Here is a 21,485-nt window from a genome sequence, read left to right as displayed (position 1 = left end):
TGCGCGAGGCCCAGCCATGGATTACGGAGCGTTCCCGCCGGAGTTCAATTCCGCGCGCATGTATGCCGGACCGGGGTCGGGATCGATGCTGGCCGCCGCGTCGGCTTGGGATGGTTTGGCCGTCGAATTGCAGTCGGCCGGCTCGGCTTACGGATCAATGGTCTCGGAGTTGACCGACGGGCAATGGCTGGGTCCGTCAGCGATGGCGATGGCGGCGGCGACCGCGCCGTATGTCACATGGATGAACGCCACTTCCCTGCAGGCCGAAGAGGCGGCCACTCAGGCAAAGGCGGCCGCAGCAGCCCATGCGGCGGCGTTCGCGATGACGGTGCCACCGCCGGTGATCGCGGCCAACCGGGCGTTGCTGATGGCGCTGGTCGCAACGAATTTCTTCGGCCAGAACACGCCGGCGATCGCGGCCACTGAAGCCCAGTATGCCGAGATGTGGGCGCAGGATGCCGCGGCGATGTACGGCTACGCCGGAAGCTCAGCTGCCGCTACGAGGTTGACGACGTTCACCTCACCGCCGTCGCCGGCCAACCCGGCGGGGCCGGGCCTGCAAAGCGCCTCGGTCGCCCAGGCCGCCGGTGTCTCTGCCGGTACCGCACAGGGGACGCTGTCCCAACTGGTGCCCACCACGCTGCAAAGCCTCGCATCTCCTGCAGCGTCCACGGCGTCGTCCGGCTCGGGGTTGTCGGGGCTGCTGACCCAGTTGGCGAATGCGTTGGGTTCGGGCGGGTCTACTGCGTCGACCACGGCCTCGACCGTGACCTCGCCCTTCGGCGGGCTTGACGCGGGAAGCATCATGGGCACGCTGTTCTCCGAGTATGCTTACCTGCCAGGGTTTTTCGGCCTGTTTATGGCGGTTCAGGCGTTGGGCCCGATGATGAATCCGGCAGCCCTGGCCTCCCTAACCGGCGCTGCGGGCGCTGGGGGACTGCCCTCTTTGGCCTCACTAGCGGACGCGGCGACCGCAGCGGGCGCATCGGCGGGTGCGTCGGCAGGTGCGGCGATGGGGGCGGCGGCCGCCGGGGGCGTGATGGGGTCCGGGTTCGGTGCAAGCCTGGGGACTTTGGCGGGCATCGGTCGAGCGGCCTCGATCGGGGCGTTGTCGGTGCCGCAGACCTGGGGCTGGGCCGCGGCGGCTCCGGTGGGGACATTGGCTTCCGCCACAGCCCCGATGGCGTTGTCGGCTGGCGAATTCGGCGGCGGTATGGGCGGCATGGGTGCGCCGCTCATCTTCGGCGGGCTACCACGGGCCGGAACCGTGGGCGCTGCGGCCGGCACCGACCCGGTCGCTGCCAAATACATGCCACGCCTGAAGGTGCTCGGCGGTTCACCGGCCGCGGGGTACCCGGCTGAGCCGGTCGAAGCGTTGGCCGCCGAAACTCCGGTTCCCGCCGGATACGGCAAGCCGCCACCTGGATACCGGTGTGCGGTCGTGTATTTGCCGGTCAATGGACACGAACCGGCGGTCATATAACGGGCCAAGGCCTTTGGCCCCAGCGCAAGTATTCAACACGGAGGTCACCGAAAATGCCTAGTCGTTTTATGACGGACCCGAACGCCATGCGGGACATGGCGGGTCGGTTCGATGTGCACGCTGCGACTGTGGAGGACGAGGCTCGCAGGATGTGGGCGTCGTCGACCAACATCTCCGGCGTCGGGTGGGGAGGGCTCGCCGAGCGCACCTCTTACGACACCATGGGCCAGATGCAGACCGCGTTTCGCAACATCGTGACCATGCTGCACGGCGTGCGCGACGGATTGATTCGCGATGCAAACCACTACGAGACGCAAGAAGCGGCCTCGCAGCAGATCTTGAGCAGCTAGGAAAGGGCGTCGAGCGATGTCTATCAACTACCAATTCGGTGACGTCGATGCCCATGGGGCGTTGATTCGTGCCCAGGCGGCGTCCTTGGAGGCCGAACACCAAGCAATCATCCATGATGTATTGGCGGCCGGGGATTTCTGGGGCGGTGCGGGTTCGGTGGCTTGCCAGGAGTTCATCACCCAGCTCGGGCGCAACTTCCAGGTGATCTACGAGCAGGCCAACGCCCACGGCCAAAAGGTGCAGACGGCAGGCAACAACATGGCCGCCACCGACTCCGCCGTCGGGTCCAGCTGGGCCTGAGAGCATCACCGGTGGAAGCGCAGGCATGCCATGACCGCTCAGGTAACCGCACTCCGCTCGGCACCGGTAGCGGTCTCCGACCCGATTGCGACGCTGCCTGCGACGCCGAGGTCCCTTCGTGCGCGGTGGCAACATCGTTACGCCGATTGGCTTCTGGCTTCTGACGTCAGCGTGTTGAGCGGCGTCGTAGCGCTGGCACAGATCGTGCGGTTCGGAACGGTGACGAGCGGGAGTTTGTGGGCGGGCTACGGTTCCGTGGCTTACTCGGGGGTCTCGGTACTGATCGTCTTCGCGTGGGCTGTGGGTCTGGCGATCTATCACACCCGTGCGCCGCAAGTGATCGGAGCCGGGCCCGAGGAGTTCCGCCGGGTGTGGACGGCCACCTTGTCGGTTTTCGGAGTCCTCGCCGTCGTCTCCACCCTGTTCAAGCTGGACATTGCCCGCGGTTATCTGGCGATCGCGTTTCCGCTCGGTTTTGTCGCGCTGTCCGTCAACCGCCGGCTGGCCCGCGCGTACGTGTCGGCGCAGCGTCGCCGCGGGCGCTTCCTGACTGCCGTGCTCGCGGTCGGAGAGCTTCGATCGGTCACCGCCCTCGCACGGTCGCTGACGCGGCATCCGGCCGATGGCTACGCCGTGGTCGGGGTTTGTACACCCGGCGGCCCGCAAGGCGGTGAACTCGTCGTCCCGGATCTCGGGCGGCTGCGGGTGTTTCCCTACGAAGACGACATCCGCCACGCGATCGCGGCGTCGCAGGCTGACACCGTCGCGTTGACCTCGGCGGCAGTGCTGGGGCCGGACGGGATCCGCGACCTGTCGTGGCAATTGGAGAAGCTCGACGTCGACCTGGTCGTCTCGCCGGGGATCGTCGATGTGGCCGGCCCACGACTGACGGTGCGCCCCGTGGCCGACCTCCCGCTGATCCACGTCGACAAGCCGCAGTACCAGGGCGCCAAGCGATTTCAGAAGCGCCTATTCGACGTGTGCTTCGCTCTGCTGGCGCTGCTTGCCGCCGGGCCGATCCTGATCGTTGCCGCCGTGGCCGTGAAGGTGACCAGCCCCGGGCCGGTCTTCTATCTTTCCGAGCGGACCGGTCTGGACGGTTTGCCATTCCGAATGATCAAGTTCCGCACCATGGTTGTCGATGCAGACCGCCAGCTGGCGCAGTTGGTCGACCTCAACGACAGCGTGGGCGGCGTGCTGTTCAAAATCCGTAACGATCCCAGAGTCACCCGGGTAGGCAGGGTCCTGCGCCGGTACAGCATCGACGAACTCCCGCAGTTCATCAACGTGCTGCGGGGAGAGATGAGCGTAGTCGGCCCCCGGCCGCCGTTGCCCCGCGAGGTCGCCACCTACGACCAGCGGGTTCGTCGCCGGCTTCTGGTGCGTCCGGGCATCACCGGACTGTGGCAGATAAGCGGTCGATCCGACCTGTCTTGGGAGGATTCGGTGCGGTTGGACCTTTCCTACGTGGAGAACTGGTCGATGCTCAGCGATCTGGTGATCGCTGTGAAGACCGTCAGCGCGATCGGCCGTGCGTCGGGCGCATATTGAGCACCGCATTGGAAACACAAGGAATCGAGGTGTCAGGTGAACCGTAACCGTGCTCTTCGCCAGGCTAAGGCGCGCCGATCATGAGTACCGTCGCTTCCGCCTACACCACCCAGTATCTGGAGGAGGTGAACAAGATTGCCGCACTGGTTGATCCGGCCAAGATCGACCAGATGATCGAGTTGCTGCGCGGCGTCCGGGAAGGCAGGGGACGGTTGTTCATCCTGGGCGTGGGCGGCAGCGCCGGTAACGCCGGACATGCAGTCAATGACTTTCGCAAGATCTGCGGCATGGAAGCCTATGCACCCACCGACAACGTGTCGGAGTTGACCGCTCGGGTCAACGACGACGGCTGGGACAGCTGCTTCGTCAATTGGCTGAAGGGCAGCCGCCTTGGCGCCGGCGACGCGGTATTGGTGTTCTCCGTCGGTGGCGGCGATCTGGAAAAGAACATCAGCGGCAACATCGTCCACGCGGTGCGGCACGCCAAAGAAACCGGCGCAACAGTCCTGGGCATCGTGGGCCGCGACGGTGGATACACCGCGCAGCAGGCCGACGCCTGCCTGGTTATCCCCACCATGAGCCCCGAAACCGTGACGCCTCATGCCGAGTCCTGGCAAGCGGTGGTCTGGCACCTGATCGTCTCCCACCCGGGCATGAAGGCCTACGAAATGAAGTGGGAGTCGACCAGATGACCGCGGCCGTCTTCCTGGACCGCGACGGAGTGTTGAACGAGTTGATCTTCAACCCGAAAACGGGCGAGTACGAGTCCCCGCACGCTCCAGAGGACCTGGTCATGATCGACGGCGTTATTCCGGCGCTGCGACGTTTGGCGGGCGCCGGATTCGCGCTGTTCGTGGTGTCGAACCAGCCCAGCTATGCCAAGGGTAAGACCACACTAGAGAACATCCAGGGCGTCCACCGCCGGCTGGAGGGATCGCTGAGCGCGAACGGAATCGCCTTCGGCGAGTACTTCTACTGCTACCACCACCCGCACGGAATTGTACCGGGGTATTCGGGAAACTGCCTGTGCCGCAAGCCAATGCCATACTTTCTGCTGAAGGCCGCCCGCGAGCGCGGCGTCGATTTGGCCGCGTCGTGGATGGTGGGGGATCAGGACACCGACGTGGAATGCGGCCGCAGTGTCGGCTGCAAGACCGCGCTTGTGATGAACGCTCATTCGGCTGCGAAGCGAGGTTGTTCACGGCCCGACATCACCGTGTCCGCATTGTCACAAGCTGTGGACCTGATCATCCATTGGAAGGGGGGTGGGGACAATGGCCCCACTGACGATTGACATCTACGCTGATGGCGCCGATGTGAACGAGATGCTGGCCGCGCTCGAGCAGCCCTACATCAAAGGCTTCACGACCAACCCGACGCTGATGCGCAAGGCCGGTGTGACGGACTACGAAGCCTTCGCGTCAAATGTGCTGGCACACATCAAGCACCTGCCGATCTCCTTCGAGGTGTTCTCCGACGATTTCGATGAGATGGACCGGCAAGCGCGTTCCATCGCCTCGTGGGGGCCCAACGTTTACGTCAAGATCCCTGTCACCAATACAGCAGGCGTCTCCGCGGCCGGGCTCATCCGCACCTTGGCGATGGACCACATCAAGCTGAACGTGACTGCGCTGTTGACCGTAGACCAGGTGTGGGAGATCGCCGGCGAGCTGCACCCGGACGTGCCGGCCATCGTGTCCGTCTTCGCCGGGCGCATCGCGGACACCGGCGTGGACCCGGTGCCGCTGATGAAGGAGGCATTGCAGATCCTCAAGCACCGGCCTAAAGCGAAGCTGCTGTGGGCGAGTCCGCGTGAGCTGCTCAATCTCGTTCAGGCCGACCAGATGGGTTGCCACGTCATCACCGTGACGCCCGACATCCTCAAGAAGCTGCCGATGCTCGGCAAGGACCTGGCGCAGCTGTCCCTGGAAACGGTCCAGATGTTCTACAACGACGCCCAACAGGCCGGGTTCTCGCTGCGGACGCACAGCGATGTCTACATCTGAGGCCCCGCCCCCCTCGGAGACCTCGAATATCCGGCGCGCGAAGGAGGTGGCAATCCCGTGAAGCGAGCGCTGATCACCGGGATCACCGGTCAAGACGGCTCCTATCTCGCCGAATTGCTGTTGAGCAAAGGTTACGAAGTCCACGGGCTCGTCCGTCGGTCCTCGACGCTCAACACGTCGCGGATCGACCACCTCTACGTGGATCCGCACGAGCCTGGCGCAAGGCTGTTCTTGCACTACAGCGATCTCACCGACGGTGCCCGCCTGGTGACCTTGCTGACCACCATCGAGCCGGACGAGGTGTACAACCTCGCGGCGCAGTCCCACGTGCGAGTCAGCTTCGACGAACCGGTGCACACCGGCGACACCACGGGTATGGGGTCCATGCGACTACTGGAAGCCGTCCGCATTTCGAAAGTGGGATGCCGCTTCTACCAGGCGTCCTCATCGGAGATGTTCGGCGCATCGCCGCCACCACAGAACGAGGAAACCCCCTTCTATCCGCGGTCACCATACGGCGCAGCAAAGGTGTACTCGTACTGGGTGACCCGCAACTACCGGGAAGCGTACGGCCTGTTCGCAGTCAACGGCATCTTGTTCAACCACGAGTCACCCCGGCGCGGCGAGACCTTCGTGACCCGCAAGATCACCCGAGCCGCCGCGTGCATCAAAGCCGGCATACAGTCCCACCTCTACATGGGCAACCTCTCCGCTGTTCGTGACTGGGGGTACGCCCCGGAATATGTCGAAGGAATGTGGCGGATGCTGCAGGCCCCCACCCCCGACGACTACGTTCTCGCCACCGGGTTCGGCTACAGCGTAAGCGATTTCATTCAGGCCGCATTCGACTACGCCGGACTCGATTGGCAGAAGCACGTCAGATTCGACGAACGCTACCTGCGGCCCAGCGAGGTGGATTCGCTGATCGGTGACCCCACCAAGGCGGCGAAAACGCTGGGGTGGACGGCCTCCACACACACCGCCGAGCTGGCACAGATCATGGTGGATGCCGACATTGCCGCCCTGGAGTGCGCGGGCCAGCCATGGATTGACAAGCCTACGCTCGCCCTGCGGACATGAGCAGCCCAATGAGTACATCACCGCGTCCCCTCGACCGTGCTTCCCCGGTTTACATCGCCGGGCACCGTGGGCTGGCGGGCTCCGCCCTGTTGCGCAGGTTCCAAAAAGCGGGATTCACCAACATTGTCCTGCGATCGCACGACGAACTCGACCTGACGAATCGGGCCGCGACATTTGACTTCATCGTCGGGTCAAAGCCTCAACTCGTCATCGCCGCCGCGGCCAAAGTCGGTGGCATCATGGCGAACAACACCTATCCCGCCGACTTCCTATCGGAGAACCTGCAGATCCAGCTCAACCTGCTCGACGCAGCAGTCGCCGCGCGGGTGCCGCGCCTGCTGTTTCTCGGCTCCTCCTGCATCTACCCGAAACACACCCGGCAGCCCATCACCGAGAGCGCGCTGCTCACCGGGCCCCTGGAGCCGACCAACGACGCCTACGCAATCGCCAAGATCGCCGGAATCCTTCAGGTGCAGGCCGTCAGACGTCAATACGGCCTGTCGTGGATCTCGGCGATGCCGACCAACCTCTATGGCCCCGGCGACAACTTCTCCCGCGTCAGCTCACATCTGGTGCCGGCCCTCATTCGCCGGTATGAAGAAGCCCGAGCCAGTGGTGCTCCGGAGGTGACGAACTGGGGCAGCGGAAACCCACGGCGGGAGCTGCTGCATGCCGACGACCTGGCGAGTGCGTGCCTGTACCTGCTGGAACACTTCGACGGCCCCAACCACGTCAATGTGGGCACCGGCGTCGACCACACCATCGCCGAGATCGCCGCCGTCGTCGCCGACGCGGTGGGCTATGGCGGTCAAACCCGGTGGGACACCAGCAAGCCGGACGGGATGCAGTGCAAACGGTTGGACGTCTCTGTGCTGACCGACGCCGGGTGGCGACCGGAAATCCGGCTGCGTGAGGGGATCCGGGCAACCGTGGCGTGGTACCGCGAAAACGCCGACATGGCGAGGAGATGACCATGCGCATCTGTATTGCCAGTATCAATTACGAGCCGGAGGAGTCCGGTATCGCTCCGTACACGACCGGTATGGCTGTCGGCCTGGCGGCGCGTGGGCATGACGTCGAGGTTCTCACCGGACTGCCGCATTATCCCCAGTGGCGCGTCAACCCGGCGTACCGCGGCCTGTCCGGAACCGTGAAAGCAATGGACGGCGTTGTCGTGCGGCGTTTCGCGCACTACGTTCCCGCCGAATCGACACTGCGCAACCGGCTGAAGTTGGAAGCCACCTTCGGTGTGCGGGCGGTGTCGGCGGGCTGGAACAAACCGGAACTCGTTCTCACCGTGAGTCCGTCACTGATCGCGAGCGCGATGGTCATCGCCCGGTCGAGGACGGCCAACATCCCGGTGGGACTTATCGTCCAAGACCTCTACGGAATGGGCGTGGTCGAGACCGGTGCCATGCCCGCCCGGATGGCTGCGCTGGCGGTGCGGTTTGAAGCTGCTGTCCTCAACCACGCAACGGGCGCGGCCGTCGTCCACGACCGTTTCGCGGACGCGGCGATCAGGATGGGTGTGCGACCGAGGCGTATCGCCGTCATACGGAACTGGGTGCACATCGGATCAGCACAGGCGGTGAACCCGGCGGAGGTGCGCCGGAGGCACGGTTGGCAGCCGCGGGAACGCATCGTTTTGCACAGCGGGAACATGGGTTTGAAGCAAGGCCTGGAAAACGTGGTCGCGGCGGCCCGATTGGCCGACGAACGCGGGGTTGACATCCGGTTCGTGCTGTTGGGCGACGGCAACCAGCGCAAGCTTCTGCAACAGTCGGCCAAAGATGTGCAGCGGCTTGAATTCAAGGACCCGTTACCGGCTGATGAATATCGTCAGCTGTTGTCGTGCGCCGATGTTCTCTTGGTCAACGAACGTCCGGGCGTGGGTCAGATGGCTGTACCGAGCAAGTTGACGTCCTACTTCTCCGCGGGCCGGCCGGTCCTGGCGGCAACCGACGCCAACGGTGTGACCGCTGCCGAGGTCCGGGACTCGGGGGCGGGCGTCGTGATCTCGGCCGGCGATCCGGCGGTGCTGCTCGATACCGCTGTTCGTTTGGCTGACAGCGTGGAAGTCGGGGTAGGGCTTGGTCTCTGCGGCCAGCGCTACGCTCAGCGTCTGCTGGGTCGGGAACGAGCGCTGGACGCTTACGAAGCTTGGTGCCACCGGTTGACCGAAGGTCCGCGCGCGGCGGCGCCGGCTCGCCGCAGCGACGCCCCCCTTCCCATGACGCGACCCGTGCGCCGGCAGACGGTATTACCGGCGTGGGGGGTTGAGCGCAATCCGGTGACGCGTCGCTTCGAACAGCCGTCGGGAAGCCCAAGTCGGCATTGACGCAAAGGCATTCACGCTGAAGCCCCTTTCAGCAGCGAGAGGAATCGAAATGATTGACGTGGCCATCGTGGGCATCGGTTGTCGGTTGCCGGGCAAAGTGAGTGGTCCCAACCAGCTCTGGGAATTCCTGCTCGCCCGTGGCGACGGGATCATCGAGGTACCCGCGGATCGGTGGCGGCTGGACCGCTACTACGACCCCGAGCCGGACATGCCCGGCCGGATGTACGTTCGCAGCGGCGGGTTTCTGCAGGAATCGTTGTGGGACTTCGATCCCGAATTCTTCGGGATCTCGCCGCGCGAGGCCGCGATCATGGACCCGCAGCAGCGGCTGCTCCTCGAGGTCAGCCAGGAAGCGATGGACGATGCCGGGGTGTCCGGCCGAGTGGCCGGCCGGCCCGTCGGCGTTTACGTCGGCGGCTTCACCGCCGACAACATGACACTCCGCCGCCAGTCGATCAGCCGGACGGCGATCAATTCCCACACCGCCACCGCAGGCTCGTTCACCATGCTGTCCAACCGGATCTCCTACGTGTATGACCTGCGCGGGCCGAGCATGACGATCGACACCGCCTGCTCGTCTTCGTTGGTCGCCTTGCATGAAGCCACCCAGGCGATCGCTCGCGGCGAGATCGAGTTGGCTCTGGTCGGAGGGGTCAACGCGATGCTGACCCCGGAGACATTCGTCGAGATGTGCAAGGGCCGGTTCCTCTCCGCTGACGGCCACTGCAAAACCTTTGATGCCGCGGCCGACGGCTACGCGCGGGGCGAAGGAGCCGCGATCATCGTGCTCAAGCCGCTTGCGGACGCGACCCGCGATCACGACCGGGTCTACGCCGTTGTCCGGGCCACCGGTGTCAATCAGGACGGACGCACGTCGGGCATCACGGTGCCCAACCCGACCGCGCAGGCTGAGCTCATCCGGCGGGTGACCGCCGCGGCAGGTCTGCGCCCCGAGCAAATCGGCTACGTCGAGGCGCACGGTACCGGCACCGCCGTCGGCGATCCGCTGGAGATGGCTGCTCTTGGCGAGACCCTGGGGCGCGTCGAGGGCCGCACCACCGACCTGGTCGTCGGATCGATCAAGAACTCGATCGGCCATCTTGAAGCCGCGGCCGGAGTCGCCGGCGTGATCAAGGCCGCACTCATCCTGCACCACCGCCAGCTGGCGCCTCAGGCCAGCCTGAACCGGCTGAATCCGGCCATACCGTTCGCCGAGCACCGGCTGCGGGTGATCACCGAGGCCGAACCCTTCCCGGCCGACTACGCGATAGCGGCGGCGTCGGTGAACGGCTTCGGCTACGGCGGCACGAACGCGCACGCGGTGTTGGTGGAGGCAGCCAACCGAACCCAGGCGATCGTCCGGACGCCGCCGGCCCGGGTATTGCCGGTGTCGGGGCGTAACGCCGACAGTGCCCGTCGGCTGGCCGAGGAATTGCTGCCGCTGGTCGCCGATCCCACCGTGGACCCGGTTACCTTGGCGGACACCATGTGGTCGCGTCGATCGCACCACCATTACCGGTTCGCCGTACCGTTCGGCGATCGTGACGACCTGCTTGCCCAGCTGGCGTCGGTGGTCGACGGCTCGGCGACCGGTGGCCGCACCGTCACCGAGGGCACCGCCCCGGTCTTCGTGTTCAGCGGGATGGGCCCGCAGTGGTGGCGGATGGGCCGCGACTTACTCGCCGCCGGTGGACCTTTCGCTTGCGCCGCAGCCGAGATCGACGAGTTGTTCACCGACCTGTCCGGCTGGTCGCTGATCGACGAACTGCGCCGGGATGAGGCCGATTCCCGGGTGACCAGCACCGCTGTCGCGCAATCGGCGAACTTTCTCGTACAGATCGGCCTGGCCGCGGAACTCGCGCACTACGGGGTCCACCCGCAGGCCGTCGTCGGGCACAGTGTCGGCGAGGTCAGCGCGGCCTACGTCAGCGGCATGCTCAGCCTGGACGACGCGGTCAAGGTCAGCTACTACCGCTCCTGCCTGGCCACGCAGGCCGCCGGTTTGGGAGGGATGCTCGCCGTCGGGCTCAGCGAAGCGGAGGTGCTGGAGTGGATCACCGACCGCGCCGAGGTGTGCATCGCCGCCGTGAACAGCCCGTCGGGGGTGACGCTGGCCGGAACCCAGTCGGCGATCGGGGAATTGGGGGAGAAGCTGACCGATCTGGGTGTGTTCGCCCGGCAGCTCCGGGTCGACGTGCCCTACCACTCGCACCTGCTGGATCCGCTGCTGCCGCAGCTGAGTCGGGACCTGGCGGGCCTGGCACCGAAGACGCCGAGTATCGCGTTGTATTCGACGGTGACGTCCACCCAGGTAACGGGACCGGACTGGGGGACCGAGTACTGGCGGGAGAATGTTCGCCGGCCGGTGCGATTCGCCGACACGATCGCTGCGATGAGCGACTCCGGCGCGCGGGTGTTTGTGGAGGTCGGCCCGCATCCGGTGCTGTCGGGCAACATCCGGGAGATCCTGCTTCACGAGGGTGTCACCGGAACCTCGATCGGGACGCTCAGCCGCGACACCGAGGACGCGGTCAGCATCCGCACCACCCTGGCCGAGCTCTACGTTGCGGGCGCCCTGAGCACCGAGCGTGCTCCCGGGGCCTGCGATGGCCTCCCCGCGCATCGTCCGCTGCCGGCGCACCGGTTCCAGCGGCAGCGTTTGTGGTCGATGGAACAGCCGGTCGTCGACGGCTACCTGGGCACCGGTGGCGCCCGGGTGCTGCCCGGTGATCTCACCGACGCCGGTCAGCCCGAATGGCGGACCGAGTTGGCAAGCGCTCGGTTGCCCTGGCTGCGTGACCATGTCGTCGCCGGCATGGTGGTGTTGCCGGGAGCGGCCTACCTCGATGCCGCGCTGGCCGCGGCGGCCCACACCACGGGCCGGGCTGCACCGGCGTTGGATGGCGTCCGGTTCATCGCGCCGCTGGTGGTGGAAGACACCGAGATCCCGACCATCCGGCTGACGGTGGAGTCATCCAGCGGCCGGTTTGCGGTCAGCTCGCGAAGCGGTTCGGCCACCAGCTGGACCCGTAATGCCAGTGGACGCATCATCGACGCCCTGCTGCGGCCGACCCTTGCGGTGACCGAGGCCGCCGGCGCGGCCGCCGTCACCGCCGACGAGGTCTATGCGCAGCTGGCCGACCGCGGCCTGAGCTACGGGCAGTCGTTCCGGCGAATCGTGGAAGTCTGGGCGAACGGCACGCAGGTGGTGGCGCGTATCGACGCGGACGGGGCCGGTGTCGCGACCTCCAACCACCAGGCTCATCCGGTCGTGCTCGACGCCGCCCTGCAGTCCGTCGCCCTTTTGGCCGATGCCGGTGCGGCCGCCGCCGGCGGGGCGGTGGTGCCCGCCGCGATCCAGCATGTTCGCCAGTTCGCCGCTATCCCCGACCAGGTCATCGTCGGCGTCACCCGCGTTGCGCCACAGCCGGGCGAGGCGGACCTGGTCGCCGATGTTGTGCTCACCGATCCCGAAGGCCACGTGGTGCTCGAGCTGCACCGAGCCCAGTTCCGGCCGATCAGTCCGCGTCCACCGGTGCTCAGCGAACTCGAACGGCATTGGGTTGAGCCGGTTTTCGAGCCGCGCAAGGGCCGCGACTGCAGCGGCCAGGACCAGACCGCGGCCGCCGAGCGGGTGCTGGTGGTCGCGGCGGGCCAGGAGTCGGCCCGGTGGGCCCTGGACTACGCGACCGCACGCGGCGCCCAGCAAGTACTCGTCATCCGCGGCGGCGACCCGGAACGCATCTGCACTGATACCGAAGCCGAACTGCGCCGAGTGCTGGCTGACGACCGCGACGACACCCGCCCAATGGTGGTCACCGTGATCGCGGCGACGGCAACCGGCGACGGCGAACCGTCGCCCAACACGATGCTGCGGGTTGGCGAGTTGCCGGCGATGCTCGCCGGCGCAGCCCGTGCGATGCAGAACGTGTACGACGAGGCGATGCGCGAGGACCGGGAGCTGCCGTTACACGGGTTGGTGATCACCCGGGGGGCGTTGCCGGTGCCGGGTGACCAGCAGCCGCTGGATGTGGCGGCCGCGGCGCTCGTCGGTGCGCGCCGGGTACTGCGCAACGAGCAGGCGCTGCTGAATTGGCGACTGATCGACGTCGACCACGACAGTCAGCTCACCACCGTGGTTTTGGAGTCGTTGGTCAGCGGTGCCCACGCACACGATGACGCGGACGAGGTCGCGCTGCGCCATGACCGACGGATGGTGATCGTCAACCAGGCCAGCCTTCCCCGTCGGCTGCAAGCGCTCGAAGAAGCCCGACTGCTGCATGACGCGGAGGCCAACTTCGAGATCGACGTGCCGCAATCCGCGCAACTCGCCGACCTGGCGCTGCGGGCGATCCCGCGGCGGGCCCCCGGGCCAGGTGAGATCGAACTGCGCATCGACGGCATCGGGCTCAACTTCAAGGATCCGATGAAGGTGCTCGGTGTGCTCGGCGCGAACGAGCTGGCCGGCACCCACTTCGGGCTGGGCGTGGGGATGGAGGGTATCGGGGTCGTCACCCGGGTCGGTGCCGGCGTCGATGACGTCACCGCCGGCACGTCGCTGTTGGTCTCCATCCCGGGGATGGCGAGCCGCTACGTCACCACCTCGGTGGACGCCGGGTCGATGGAACCCGCCGACGGCTTGCCCATCGCCGCCTGCGGGTCGGTGGTGGTACTGATGACGGCCCATTACGCGCTCCGGCACGCCGCCCACCTTGGACCCGACGACTGGGTATTGGTGTCTGCCGGCGCGGGCGGTGTCGGGATGGCCGCGGTGCAGATCGCTGCCAAGGCGGGTGCTCGGGTGATCGCGACCGCGTCCACCCCGGAACGAGCCGAACTGCTTCGAACGCTCGGAGCCAAATACGTCGTCGACTCCCGCGCGCTCTCGGCGATCGATGAGGTGCGCGCAATCACCGGCGGACACGGCGCCGACATCGTGGTGAACTGCGCCCCGGGTGAGGCGGTGGTGGCCAACTTGGAGGTGGCCGCCGAGTTCGGCCGGGTGGTCGAGATCGGCAAGACCGAGATCTTCGCGGGCCGGCTTGTCGACCTGGCGGTCTTCAACAAGAACCTCTCGGTGACCTCCATCGATCTGGATCGGATGATGGCGCACCGCAGGGATCTGCTGCGCCAGGTACACCGGGAAGTGCTCGGCCTGCTGCGCCTCGGGGAATACGAGCTCCTGCCCACCCGGATCATGCCGGTCTCACAGGTGGCCGATGCCTTCGACCAGGTTGCCCGGTCTACCCACCTCGGCCGGATCGTGCTGGACTTTGCCGAGCCGGCACCGCCGATCAAGCCGGCGCGGCCGGCCGCCGGCATCCGGCCCGACGCGACCTATCTGGTTACCGGGGGTCTCGGGGCGCTGGGGCTGGCCACCGCCAGGTGGCTGGCTGCCAAAGGCGCCGGCCGGATCGTGTTGGCCGGCCGCCGCGGGGTGTCCAGCGCCGACCAGCAGGCTGCGGTGGCCGCCCTGCGCGCCACCGGTTGCGACGTACGGGTGGAACGGGTCGACGTGGCAGACATGGCCAGCGTTGTCGCCCTGCTCGAACGGCTGTCCGATGGCCCGCCGCTGCGGGGCGTGCACCACGCCGCCGGCGTCCTGGCTGATGAACCGGTCGGCGAGCTCAGCCCGCACGGCCTGAACTCGGTGCTGTGTCCGAAGGCGCGAGGGGCGTTGATTCTCAGCGAGGCCCTGGCCGAAACCGAACTCGACCACTTCGTCCTGTACAGCTCGGTGAGCAGCCAGGTCGGTCTGGTGCCGCAGCTGAGCTACGCCGCGGCCAGTGCCGTGCTGGACACTTTGGCCCACTACCTGGTCCGCGCGGGGCGGGCCGCGCTATCGGTGAACTGGGGAGCGCTCGCCGGCGGGATGGCCACCTCCACCGAGGAGATCTCGACCTCCCTGGCGCTGAACGGTCTGCGCCTGCTCCCGCTGGACGCCGCCAACGAGTACCTGGACGTGGCGATCGGATTGAAACCGACCCAGGTGAGCATCGTCGACATCGACTGGGCGGTGTGGGGGGCGATGCACCCGGCATCGGCAAGCACCCCGAGGTTTGCCGGCCAGGTGAACGCCGCCAAAGGTTCCACGGCGGCAACCGATTCGGTGCGCGCCCAGCTTGCCGCAATGCCCGACGACCAGCGAGTCGAGACGCTCACCGACCTACTGGCCGAACAGGTGGGCAAGGTGCTCGCGATCCCGGCCGACTCGATCGACCGGCACACGCCGTTACCCGACCTCGGACTGGACTCGCTGTCGGCTGTGGAGTTGCGCGCCCGGATCAATGTCACATTGGACCTGGGCATCTCGACACTGGAACTGAGCCGCGGTGGAGGGATCTTCTCGCTGGCCTCCCGGCTCGGTGACCAGCTGATCGCCGGCCGCTGAGTGCCGGCAAGCCCGGTGGCTATGCCAGACGAAACTCTTCGTCGTCGAAAGCGACCACCGGCGTGTAGTTGTAAGCGCGATGCCAGAACTCCAAGTCTTTGATCTCTCGCAGGAAACGCGCGGGGGCGCCACCGTAAAGCGCGGAGACCGCCATGCTGTCGCGGTCTTTTGCCCTCGAGAGCACCGAACCCGCCGCGAGGATCGATCGCTCGGGCAGATATGAGTCCTTGAGCAGGATGCAACCCGTCCCGGTCATCGCGTTGCGCCCCAAGATGATCCGGCCCGGCTTCGATGTGTTCTCGACAAGATCGGCCTCGTGACTCTGGATGGTGCTCTTGATCCCGCCCACGACGGCATATGGCCGAAGGATGACTTGCCCGGAGCAATCGATGTAGTGCCGGTTCGTGATGTATCCGAATTCGCCGACGATGAGCTTACCCACGAGTGCGCTGTATCGCTGATAGTCGGGGGCCGCGGTGAATTGGTTGAATCTGCCGATCACGCTCTGCGGACCCAGCTCGACGCCGGAGAGCTGTTTGAAAATGTTGAAGCTCATGATCGCTGCGCCATCGGCGATCGTGAAGCGGCCACAATTGAGCACCACGGTGGGCCCGAGAACCACATCGTGGCCGATAGTGTTGCCCAAAGCCCTCAACGCCCACATTTTGAAACCACTGCTCGGCAAGAGCCAGGCCAGTAGCGAAAGCCACTTGTTAGGTCGATGATCTGACACGGCCCCTCCGATCCCCGCCGGTCGATGCGATGACCGTAGCACTGTGCGTGTGGCAGGAGAAGTTGTCTGCACTATTTCGTCCGCGCGGAGCCTGGGCCGCGGCGCGAGCTTTCTATCGGATCGGTCAAAAATTCGCAATGACTCGCTCGCTTACATTACTCCGCGCGAAGTTGAAGTTTTGCGTCGTCGAACGGGGCGACCGCAGTATTGGTCTCGGCACGATCCCACCAGTCGATTTCGTTGAGCTCGCGAATGAAACGCGCGGGCGCACCGCCGTAGAGGCTGGAGGCCGGCATGTCGTGGCCCTCCTTCGCCTTGGTAAGCACCGAACCTGCCGCCAGCACCGACCGCTCCGGCAGGCACGAGTCCTTGAGCAGGATGCAACCGGTCGCGGTTACCGCATTCCGGTGCAGGACGATCCGCCCGGGGTTGGTCGTGTTGTCGGCGAGATCGACCTCGTGGCTTTGAATTATGCTCTTGATTCCGCCAATGCCTGAGAATGGCTCGAGAATGACCTGACCCGAGCAGTCGACATAATGACGGTTCGTAATCAGGCACGACCCACCGAGGGAGAGCTTGCCCACCCATGGGCTGTACCGCTGATAGTCGGGGGCCGCGGTGAATTGATTGAATCGACCGATGGAACTCTGCGGGCCCAGCTCGACACTTGAGAGCTGCTTGAAGATGTTGAAGTTCATGATCGCCGCGCCGTCCGCAATCGAGAAGCGCCCGCAATTGAGGACGAGGTTGGGCCCGAGGACGACATTATGTCCGATGTGGTTGCCCAAAGCCCTCAAAGCCCACAGTTTGAAGCCGCTGTTCGGTAACAGCCAGGTAAGCAACGAGAGTAATTTGTTGGGCCGACGATCTCGCACGGCCTCCTCCAATTTTCGGGCTTCTTCAATCTGACCAGAATATCATTGTGGCTACACGCGGCGGTAGCGATAGCGGGCAGAATTCTTTGCGCTTAACTGAGGCTCCCTTCATCCGTTGGGGCGGCTCGGCTATGCCCCGAACAAGTGGAAGACGTCAAATGCGGCTCCCGTCAGGTCGATCAGGCCCTGGCCGGGTATCAACGGCCCATCGAGCACGGCGTCCGGTCCGATGACGTCACCCAGCCCCATCGCATTCGCCGCGTCGTTCCATGCCGTGAGCAGCGCGTGGTCGATCGAATTGATCAGGGTGTAGCCGGTGATGTTCTGCAATGTGTCGATGACGCCGTTGATTGTGTCGATCTCGCTTGGTGACAGCGGGCCGCCGGCGGCCACCTCGGCGTCCACCCAGGGGCCGACGATGCTCTGGATGAAAGCGTTGTCCAGCCCGGCCAGCATCTGCAGCGGATCCATCTTCTCGAAGAACCCGGCGATGCCGAAGCCGGCGACGTCGGTCCCGGCGGGCAGCGTGCCGTCGGAGCCATAGAGCTCGCCGAGCGGTGTTTCGGCCCAAGGTCCCCCGGCCACCCCGAAGTCCTGCTGGAAGGGGCTGCCGCCCGAGATACCGGGCCCGGCCGGGATGGGGTAGAGCCCGTCGACCGCCGGATCGCCGGCGTTGCCGTAGCCCCAGTCGATGAACAACCTGGCCCACGGCGACAAGAAATCGCCGAGGGCCTGCCCGGCGGGCCCCTCGGCATACACCAGCTGCAGGATCGGCAGGTTCTGGGGAATTATGTAGAAGTTCGTGTCGCCGATCGTGCCGATATCAATGGCCGCTGCAACCTGCTCCGGCGTATAGCTCGGGTAGAAGCTGTGCACGGTTTGAATGCCGATCATGGCGTTGATGCCGCCCAGGAAGTTCAGCTGGTCCTGCGGGAAATTGGCGTAACCGTCGTACTCGCCGGTGTAGATAACTGTCGGGATGGTATCGGTGGGGGTCGGCGGAATGCTGAGCGGGATACCCGCGAACGGAAGGATTTGCGGCGCAGGGTTTGAGCCGAAAGCGTGGCTGCTGTCAGGGAATTGGAAGCGGTCCAGGACGCCGCCAACCGGACTATTGGGGTCGCCGAGCAGCACAACGTGCAGGTTGTTCAGCTCGCCGGTGGTCAGGCCGGCCCCCGCGGGATTGCTGATGAGGCTGTTCATGACCTGGGTGGCGAGGACAGCGCTCTGCGAATAGCCCAACACCGCCACGTTCTCGCCGGCCTGCAGGTGCGGCACGAGTGCGTTGGTCAATTGGGTCTGGCCCTGGGTCAGCGAGTCGACCAAATTCAGCTGCGGGTTCGGCGGGGGCAAACAGGCGGTCGGACAAGCTTGTTCCGGGGTGCTGAGGCCTTGGAAGCTGTACGTATCGAAGACCGGTTGACCGGAAAACAACGGCGAGGTGGGCTGCAGGTAAAGACTCGCCACATCACCCTGATAGACCGGGTCCGGCTCCGGGTTGCCGGTGCCGCCCATGATGAAGCCGGCACCGGCCACCAGTTCGACGTCGGCGATGAGCCGTTGCGCCCCGACCATGAACGCCGACGTCGGCATCGACGTCAGCCCGAGCGCGACAGTGCACGCCGCCGCCACCGGAGCGGTAACCGGCGAATGCTGTCGCAGAGCCGTCATCAGACCTCCCCCGACCTGTGGCTCGGATTGATACTGTGCGTTGATTCTTTCGCGGTAATCAGATTTGCTGAATTGTTCCCTTAGAAAGGTCCGCGTTGAGCAGCGCGCGGCGACCCAGTTGTTGACCGTGATATCCCAATCGTCACAATCGCCACAATGGTTCCCTTGCGCTACTCTGTGCGCAGTTTTCGCGGTCAAAACGGGACCGCAGCGCTATTGGCCTCCGCGATTCCGCTACCCGAATTCGTTGAGCGCTCGAAGGAGCCTTGACCGGCACCGAACCATCGCGTCCGATGCAGCTTTGTGCGCGTTGCGGTGGTGGTAGCGTCGCAGGAATTCATCGCCAAAACTGCGGTGACCTCGGCGGGCCGCGTCGATGGGCTCGGCGTTGGCCGGCGGCAGCCGGGGCGATCGGGAAAGGCGGCGCTGTATGAGGCGCTCGGCGAAGCTGATTGCCATCCTGCGGGTGCGGACTTATCGCGCGGCGTTGTTGCGGCATGGGGTTGCGGCGGCCGTTGAACACGCCGCGGCGCTGGGTGGGCTCAAGCTGCGTACCGTGATCGATGTCGGCGCCAATCGCGGCCAGTTTTCGCTCTTTGCCCTGCACGCCTTTCCGGCCGCGACAATCGTCGCGCTGGAGCCGCTTGCGGTGCCGGCAGCCCGCTTTCGCCGGGTCTTTGCCGGGGAGCGCCGGGTCACGCTTCATCACGCCGCGCTGGCTCCGGAGAGCGGACGGTCCACCATGCACGTGTCGGGCCACGATGATTCGTCTTCTCTGCTGCCGATCACCGCCACACAGGGGCGGATTTTCCGGGGCACCAACGAAGTACGCACCGAGACGGTCCGGACCGGTCCGCTGCATGAGTTCCTTGACGGCAACTCCATCGTGGCGCCGGCATTGCTGAAGCTCGACGTCCAGGGCTACGAGCTGGAGGCGTTGCGCGCGTGCGGAGAGCTGCTGGAGAAGTTCGCCTACATCTGCGCCGAGGGCTCGTTCATGGAGCTCTACGCAGGGCAGGTGCTGGCCGATGACCTGGTGAGCTGGTTGGGTGCGCGCGGTTACGCGCTCGTCCGCAGCTACGGAGCCGTCAGCGATGAGCGTGGCCGAACCATCCAGACCGACATGTTGTTCAAGAGGAGTCCAGACCGGCAGCACGGTGCGCCGCAATGATGTCCAGCCCGTAAGCGTAGTTATTTGCGGCTGCGCAGGATGCTCATCAAACGAGGGATCGTGCTAGTGGCTGGGTCCTAGACTGGCGCGATGGCGACGACCGAAGAATTGCTGGAGCGCTTTTATCCGGAATGCAATGTCGGCGGCTTCAGCCATGTCGATGGCACGGTCGTATTCTTCACCCAGATTGCTGCGTTGCTCCGGCCAACCGATCGGGTACTTGACTTCGGCGCTGGGCGCGGCGAGCCGATCGTGGATGACACGGTGCCATATCGGCGTTACCTGAGCAATCTGAAGGGGCGATGCGCCCAGCTATACGGGTGCGATGTCGATGACGTCGTCCTCGACAACCCCTATCTGGACCACGCCGAGGTGATACGCCCCGAGGGGGCGTTGCCGTACCCCGATAACCAGTTCGACCTCATCGTGGCTCGACACGTCTTCGAGCATGTCGACGACCCGGATCATGTTGCGCACGAGTTGTTGCGAATCGTCAAGCCGGGGGGTTGGATCACAGCTGTCACACCGAACAAGCTGGGCTACATCGCACTGGGAGCACGCCTGGTACCCAACCGGTTACACGTACGTGCGCTGAAAAGGGTGCAGCCGGAGCGCAAGTCGCAAGATGTCTTCCCCACGCGCTATCGCCTGAACACGCGGCGGGCCCTTCGGAGAGCATTCGGCGGCGGCGCGGAGGTCTTCACCGCAGGCTGGGCCTCTGAGCCGTGCTACCACTTCGGTAGCCCCTCCCTGTATCGGTCGTTCAAGTGGGCGCATAAATTTTTGCCGGCGGTGCTGCAACCAACACTTTTCATTTACATCAGAAAACGCTAGTCGTGAATTTTCTCAGCCGGCCTGGGTGCTCACCGAGGCCGAATGCTGTCTGCCCAGATTTCGGTGAATCCGACCCGTGAATCCGTCAAGCCGTGCTCCAGGGATATTTCGAATGTGGCGAACGGTCCCGCCCAGTCGGCGATGCGGCGATCCCGGATAATCTGCTGCCGGCCGTCCGGTAGATCGATGATCGCTCGCTGGCCCCGCAGCTCGACCTGCGTCTCGTAGATGTGCTCGCCGTCCTGTTTGAGCGGCACCGGGAAATGCTGCCATTGCAGGGTCTGTAGCCCGTCGGGCGCCGCGCGATCGGGCGGCCAGATACCGAAGGTCCACACCTCCGGCGTGATGACCAGATGCACCGGAAACCCCGGGCGCAGCCGGTGCTGAGAGACCAACAATGCCAGTGCGCCCGAAGTCCCGCCCCGTGGGGTGAAAGCCCAGCGAGCACCGATGGTGGTGATCGGCGCACCCAAGCTCGCCGACGTGTAGTAGCCGGCCGCGCGACCATCGACCGTGGACTCGTTCGTCAGCTTGCCGTCTATGACTCGCAGTTCCGTCGGCCGGTCATCGGGTGGGTTGGTGGTCAGCAAGGCTGGGCCGGGACCGAAGTTTTCAGGTGCCGGGCCATCCGGAACACCGTGGAAGTTCAACCGCGCCGCACCGGCGACGTACCGGTCGCTCATTGGCGGCCGCAGCCGCGC

At 65.5% G+C, this 21,485-nt stretch carries 17 protein-coding genes; 13 read left to right on the top strand and 4 right to left on the bottom strand.

Annotation, left to right across the window (positions count from 1 at the left end; all coding sequences use genetic code 11):
• The first annotated feature begins 16 nt into the window (after window positions 1–16).
• From AC5Y4Q_RS13255 to AC5Y4Q_RS13205, 11 genes are all read left to right on the top strand, one after another.
• Window positions 17–1,483: a PPE family protein gene (locus tag AC5Y4Q_RS13255; protein ID WP_064920090.1), complete on the top strand. Its 1,467-nt coding sequence runs from the start codon at window positions 17–19 to the stop codon at window positions 1,481–1,483.
• Window positions 1,484–1,536: 53 nt separating this feature from the next.
• Window positions 1,537–1,833, top strand: a complete 297-nt coding sequence (locus AC5Y4Q_RS13250) for a WXG100 family type VII secretion target (RefSeq protein ID WP_064920089.1) — start codon at window positions 1,537–1,539, stop codon at window positions 1,831–1,833.
• A gap of 16 nt (window positions 1,834–1,849) precedes the next feature.
• A complete protein-coding gene (locus tag AC5Y4Q_RS13245) occupies window positions 1,850–2,134 on the top strand; it encodes a WXG100 family type VII secretion target (protein WP_064920088.1) in 285 nt (94 codons plus the stop codon).
• Between the two features lie 30 nt (window positions 2,135–2,164).
• Entirely contained in the window at window positions 2,165–3,685 is a 1,521-nt protein-coding gene (locus tag AC5Y4Q_RS13240) for a sugar transferase (RefSeq protein WP_064920087.1), read from the top strand.
• 80 nt (window positions 3,686–3,765) lie between these two features.
• Window positions 3,766–4,377, top strand: coding sequence for an SIS domain-containing protein (locus tag AC5Y4Q_RS13235; RefSeq protein WP_125225551.1), 612 nt, complete (start codon window positions 3,766–3,768; stop codon window positions 4,375–4,377).
• Entirely contained in the window at window positions 4,374–4,979 is a 606-nt protein-coding gene (locus AC5Y4Q_RS13230) for a D-glycero-alpha-D-manno-heptose-1,7-bisphosphate 7-phosphatase (protein WP_125225552.1), read from the top strand. Before AC5Y4Q_RS13235 ends, AC5Y4Q_RS13230 begins: the two co-directional genes overlap by 4 nt.
• Window positions 4,960–5,691: a transaldolase gene (locus AC5Y4Q_RS13225; protein ID WP_064920084.1), complete on the top strand. Its 732-nt coding sequence runs from the start codon at window positions 4,960–4,962 to the stop codon at window positions 5,689–5,691. The genes AC5Y4Q_RS13230 and AC5Y4Q_RS13225 overlap by 20 nt, the downstream gene beginning before the upstream one ends.
• Before the next feature lie 57 nt (window positions 5,692–5,748).
• A complete protein-coding gene (gmd, locus tag AC5Y4Q_RS13220; RefSeq protein WP_064920083.1) occupies window positions 5,749–6,771 on the top strand; it encodes a GDP-mannose 4,6-dehydratase in 1,023 nt (340 codons plus the stop codon).
• 8 nt (window positions 6,772–6,779) lie between these two features.
• Window positions 6,780–7,742, top strand: coding sequence for a GDP-L-fucose synthase family protein (locus AC5Y4Q_RS13215; protein ID WP_499959238.1), 963 nt, complete (start codon window positions 6,780–6,782; stop codon window positions 7,740–7,742).
• Window positions 7,739–9,109 (top strand): glycosyltransferase family 4 protein, encoded by a 1,371-nt coding sequence (locus AC5Y4Q_RS13210; protein ID WP_082952458.1) that lies wholly within the window; start codon window positions 7,739–7,741, stop codon window positions 9,107–9,109. Before AC5Y4Q_RS13215 ends, AC5Y4Q_RS13210 begins: the two co-directional genes overlap by 4 nt.
• 49 nt (window positions 9,110–9,158) lie before the next feature.
• On the top strand, window positions 9,159–15,500 hold the full coding sequence (locus tag AC5Y4Q_RS13205; RefSeq protein ID WP_499959236.1) for an SDR family NAD(P)-dependent oxidoreductase: 6,342 nt from the start codon (window positions 9,159–9,161) through the stop codon (window positions 15,498–15,500).
• A 19-nt stretch (window positions 15,501–15,519) separates the two neighbouring features.
• On the opposite strand, the gene AC5Y4Q_RS13200 is transcribed toward AC5Y4Q_RS13205, so the two are convergent.
• From AC5Y4Q_RS13200 to AC5Y4Q_RS13190, 3 genes are all read right to left on the bottom strand, one after another.
• Complete coding sequence (locus AC5Y4Q_RS13200) at window positions 15,520–16,164, bottom strand: acyltransferase (RefSeq protein ID WP_234786557.1); 645 nt, start codon at window positions 16,162–16,164, stop codon at window positions 15,520–15,522.
• A gap of 224 nt (window positions 16,165–16,388) precedes the next feature.
• The gene (locus AC5Y4Q_RS13195) at window positions 16,389–17,108 is read right to left on the bottom strand and encodes an acyltransferase (protein ID WP_064920079.1); all 720 of its coding nucleotides are present in this window, start codon (window positions 17,106–17,108) and stop codon (window positions 16,389–16,391) included.
• 129 nt (window positions 17,109–17,237) lie between these two features.
• Window positions 17,238–18,977, bottom strand: a complete 1,740-nt coding sequence (locus AC5Y4Q_RS13190; RefSeq protein ID WP_125225555.1) for a PE-PPE domain-containing protein — start codon at window positions 18,975–18,977, stop codon at window positions 17,238–17,240.
• A gap of 232 nt (window positions 18,978–19,209) precedes the next feature.
• On the opposite strand from AC5Y4Q_RS13190, the gene AC5Y4Q_RS13185 reads away from it, so the two are divergent.
• Window positions 19,210–19,950, top strand: coding sequence for an FkbM family methyltransferase (locus AC5Y4Q_RS13185; protein WP_064920077.1), 741 nt, complete (start codon window positions 19,210–19,212; stop codon window positions 19,948–19,950).
• A 90-nt stretch (window positions 19,951–20,040) separates the two neighbouring features.
• On the top strand, window positions 20,041–20,784 hold the full coding sequence (locus AC5Y4Q_RS13180; RefSeq protein ID WP_064920076.1) for a class I SAM-dependent methyltransferase: 744 nt from the start codon (window positions 20,041–20,043) through the stop codon (window positions 20,782–20,784).
• Between the two features lie 29 nt (window positions 20,785–20,813).
• On the opposite strand, the gene AC5Y4Q_RS13175 is transcribed toward AC5Y4Q_RS13180, so the two are convergent.
• Window positions 20,814–21,434 carry a hypothetical protein gene (locus tag AC5Y4Q_RS13175; RefSeq protein WP_125225556.1) on the bottom strand — a complete coding sequence of 207 codons (621 nt, stop codon included), beginning with the start codon at window positions 21,432–21,434 and terminating at the stop codon, window positions 20,814–20,816.
• Between the last annotated feature and the right edge of the window lie 51 nt (window positions 21,435–21,485).

Source organism: Mycobacterium sp. NGS16 (genome assembly GCF_059813225.1).
This window is presented reverse-complemented; position numbering and strand designations above follow the sequence as displayed.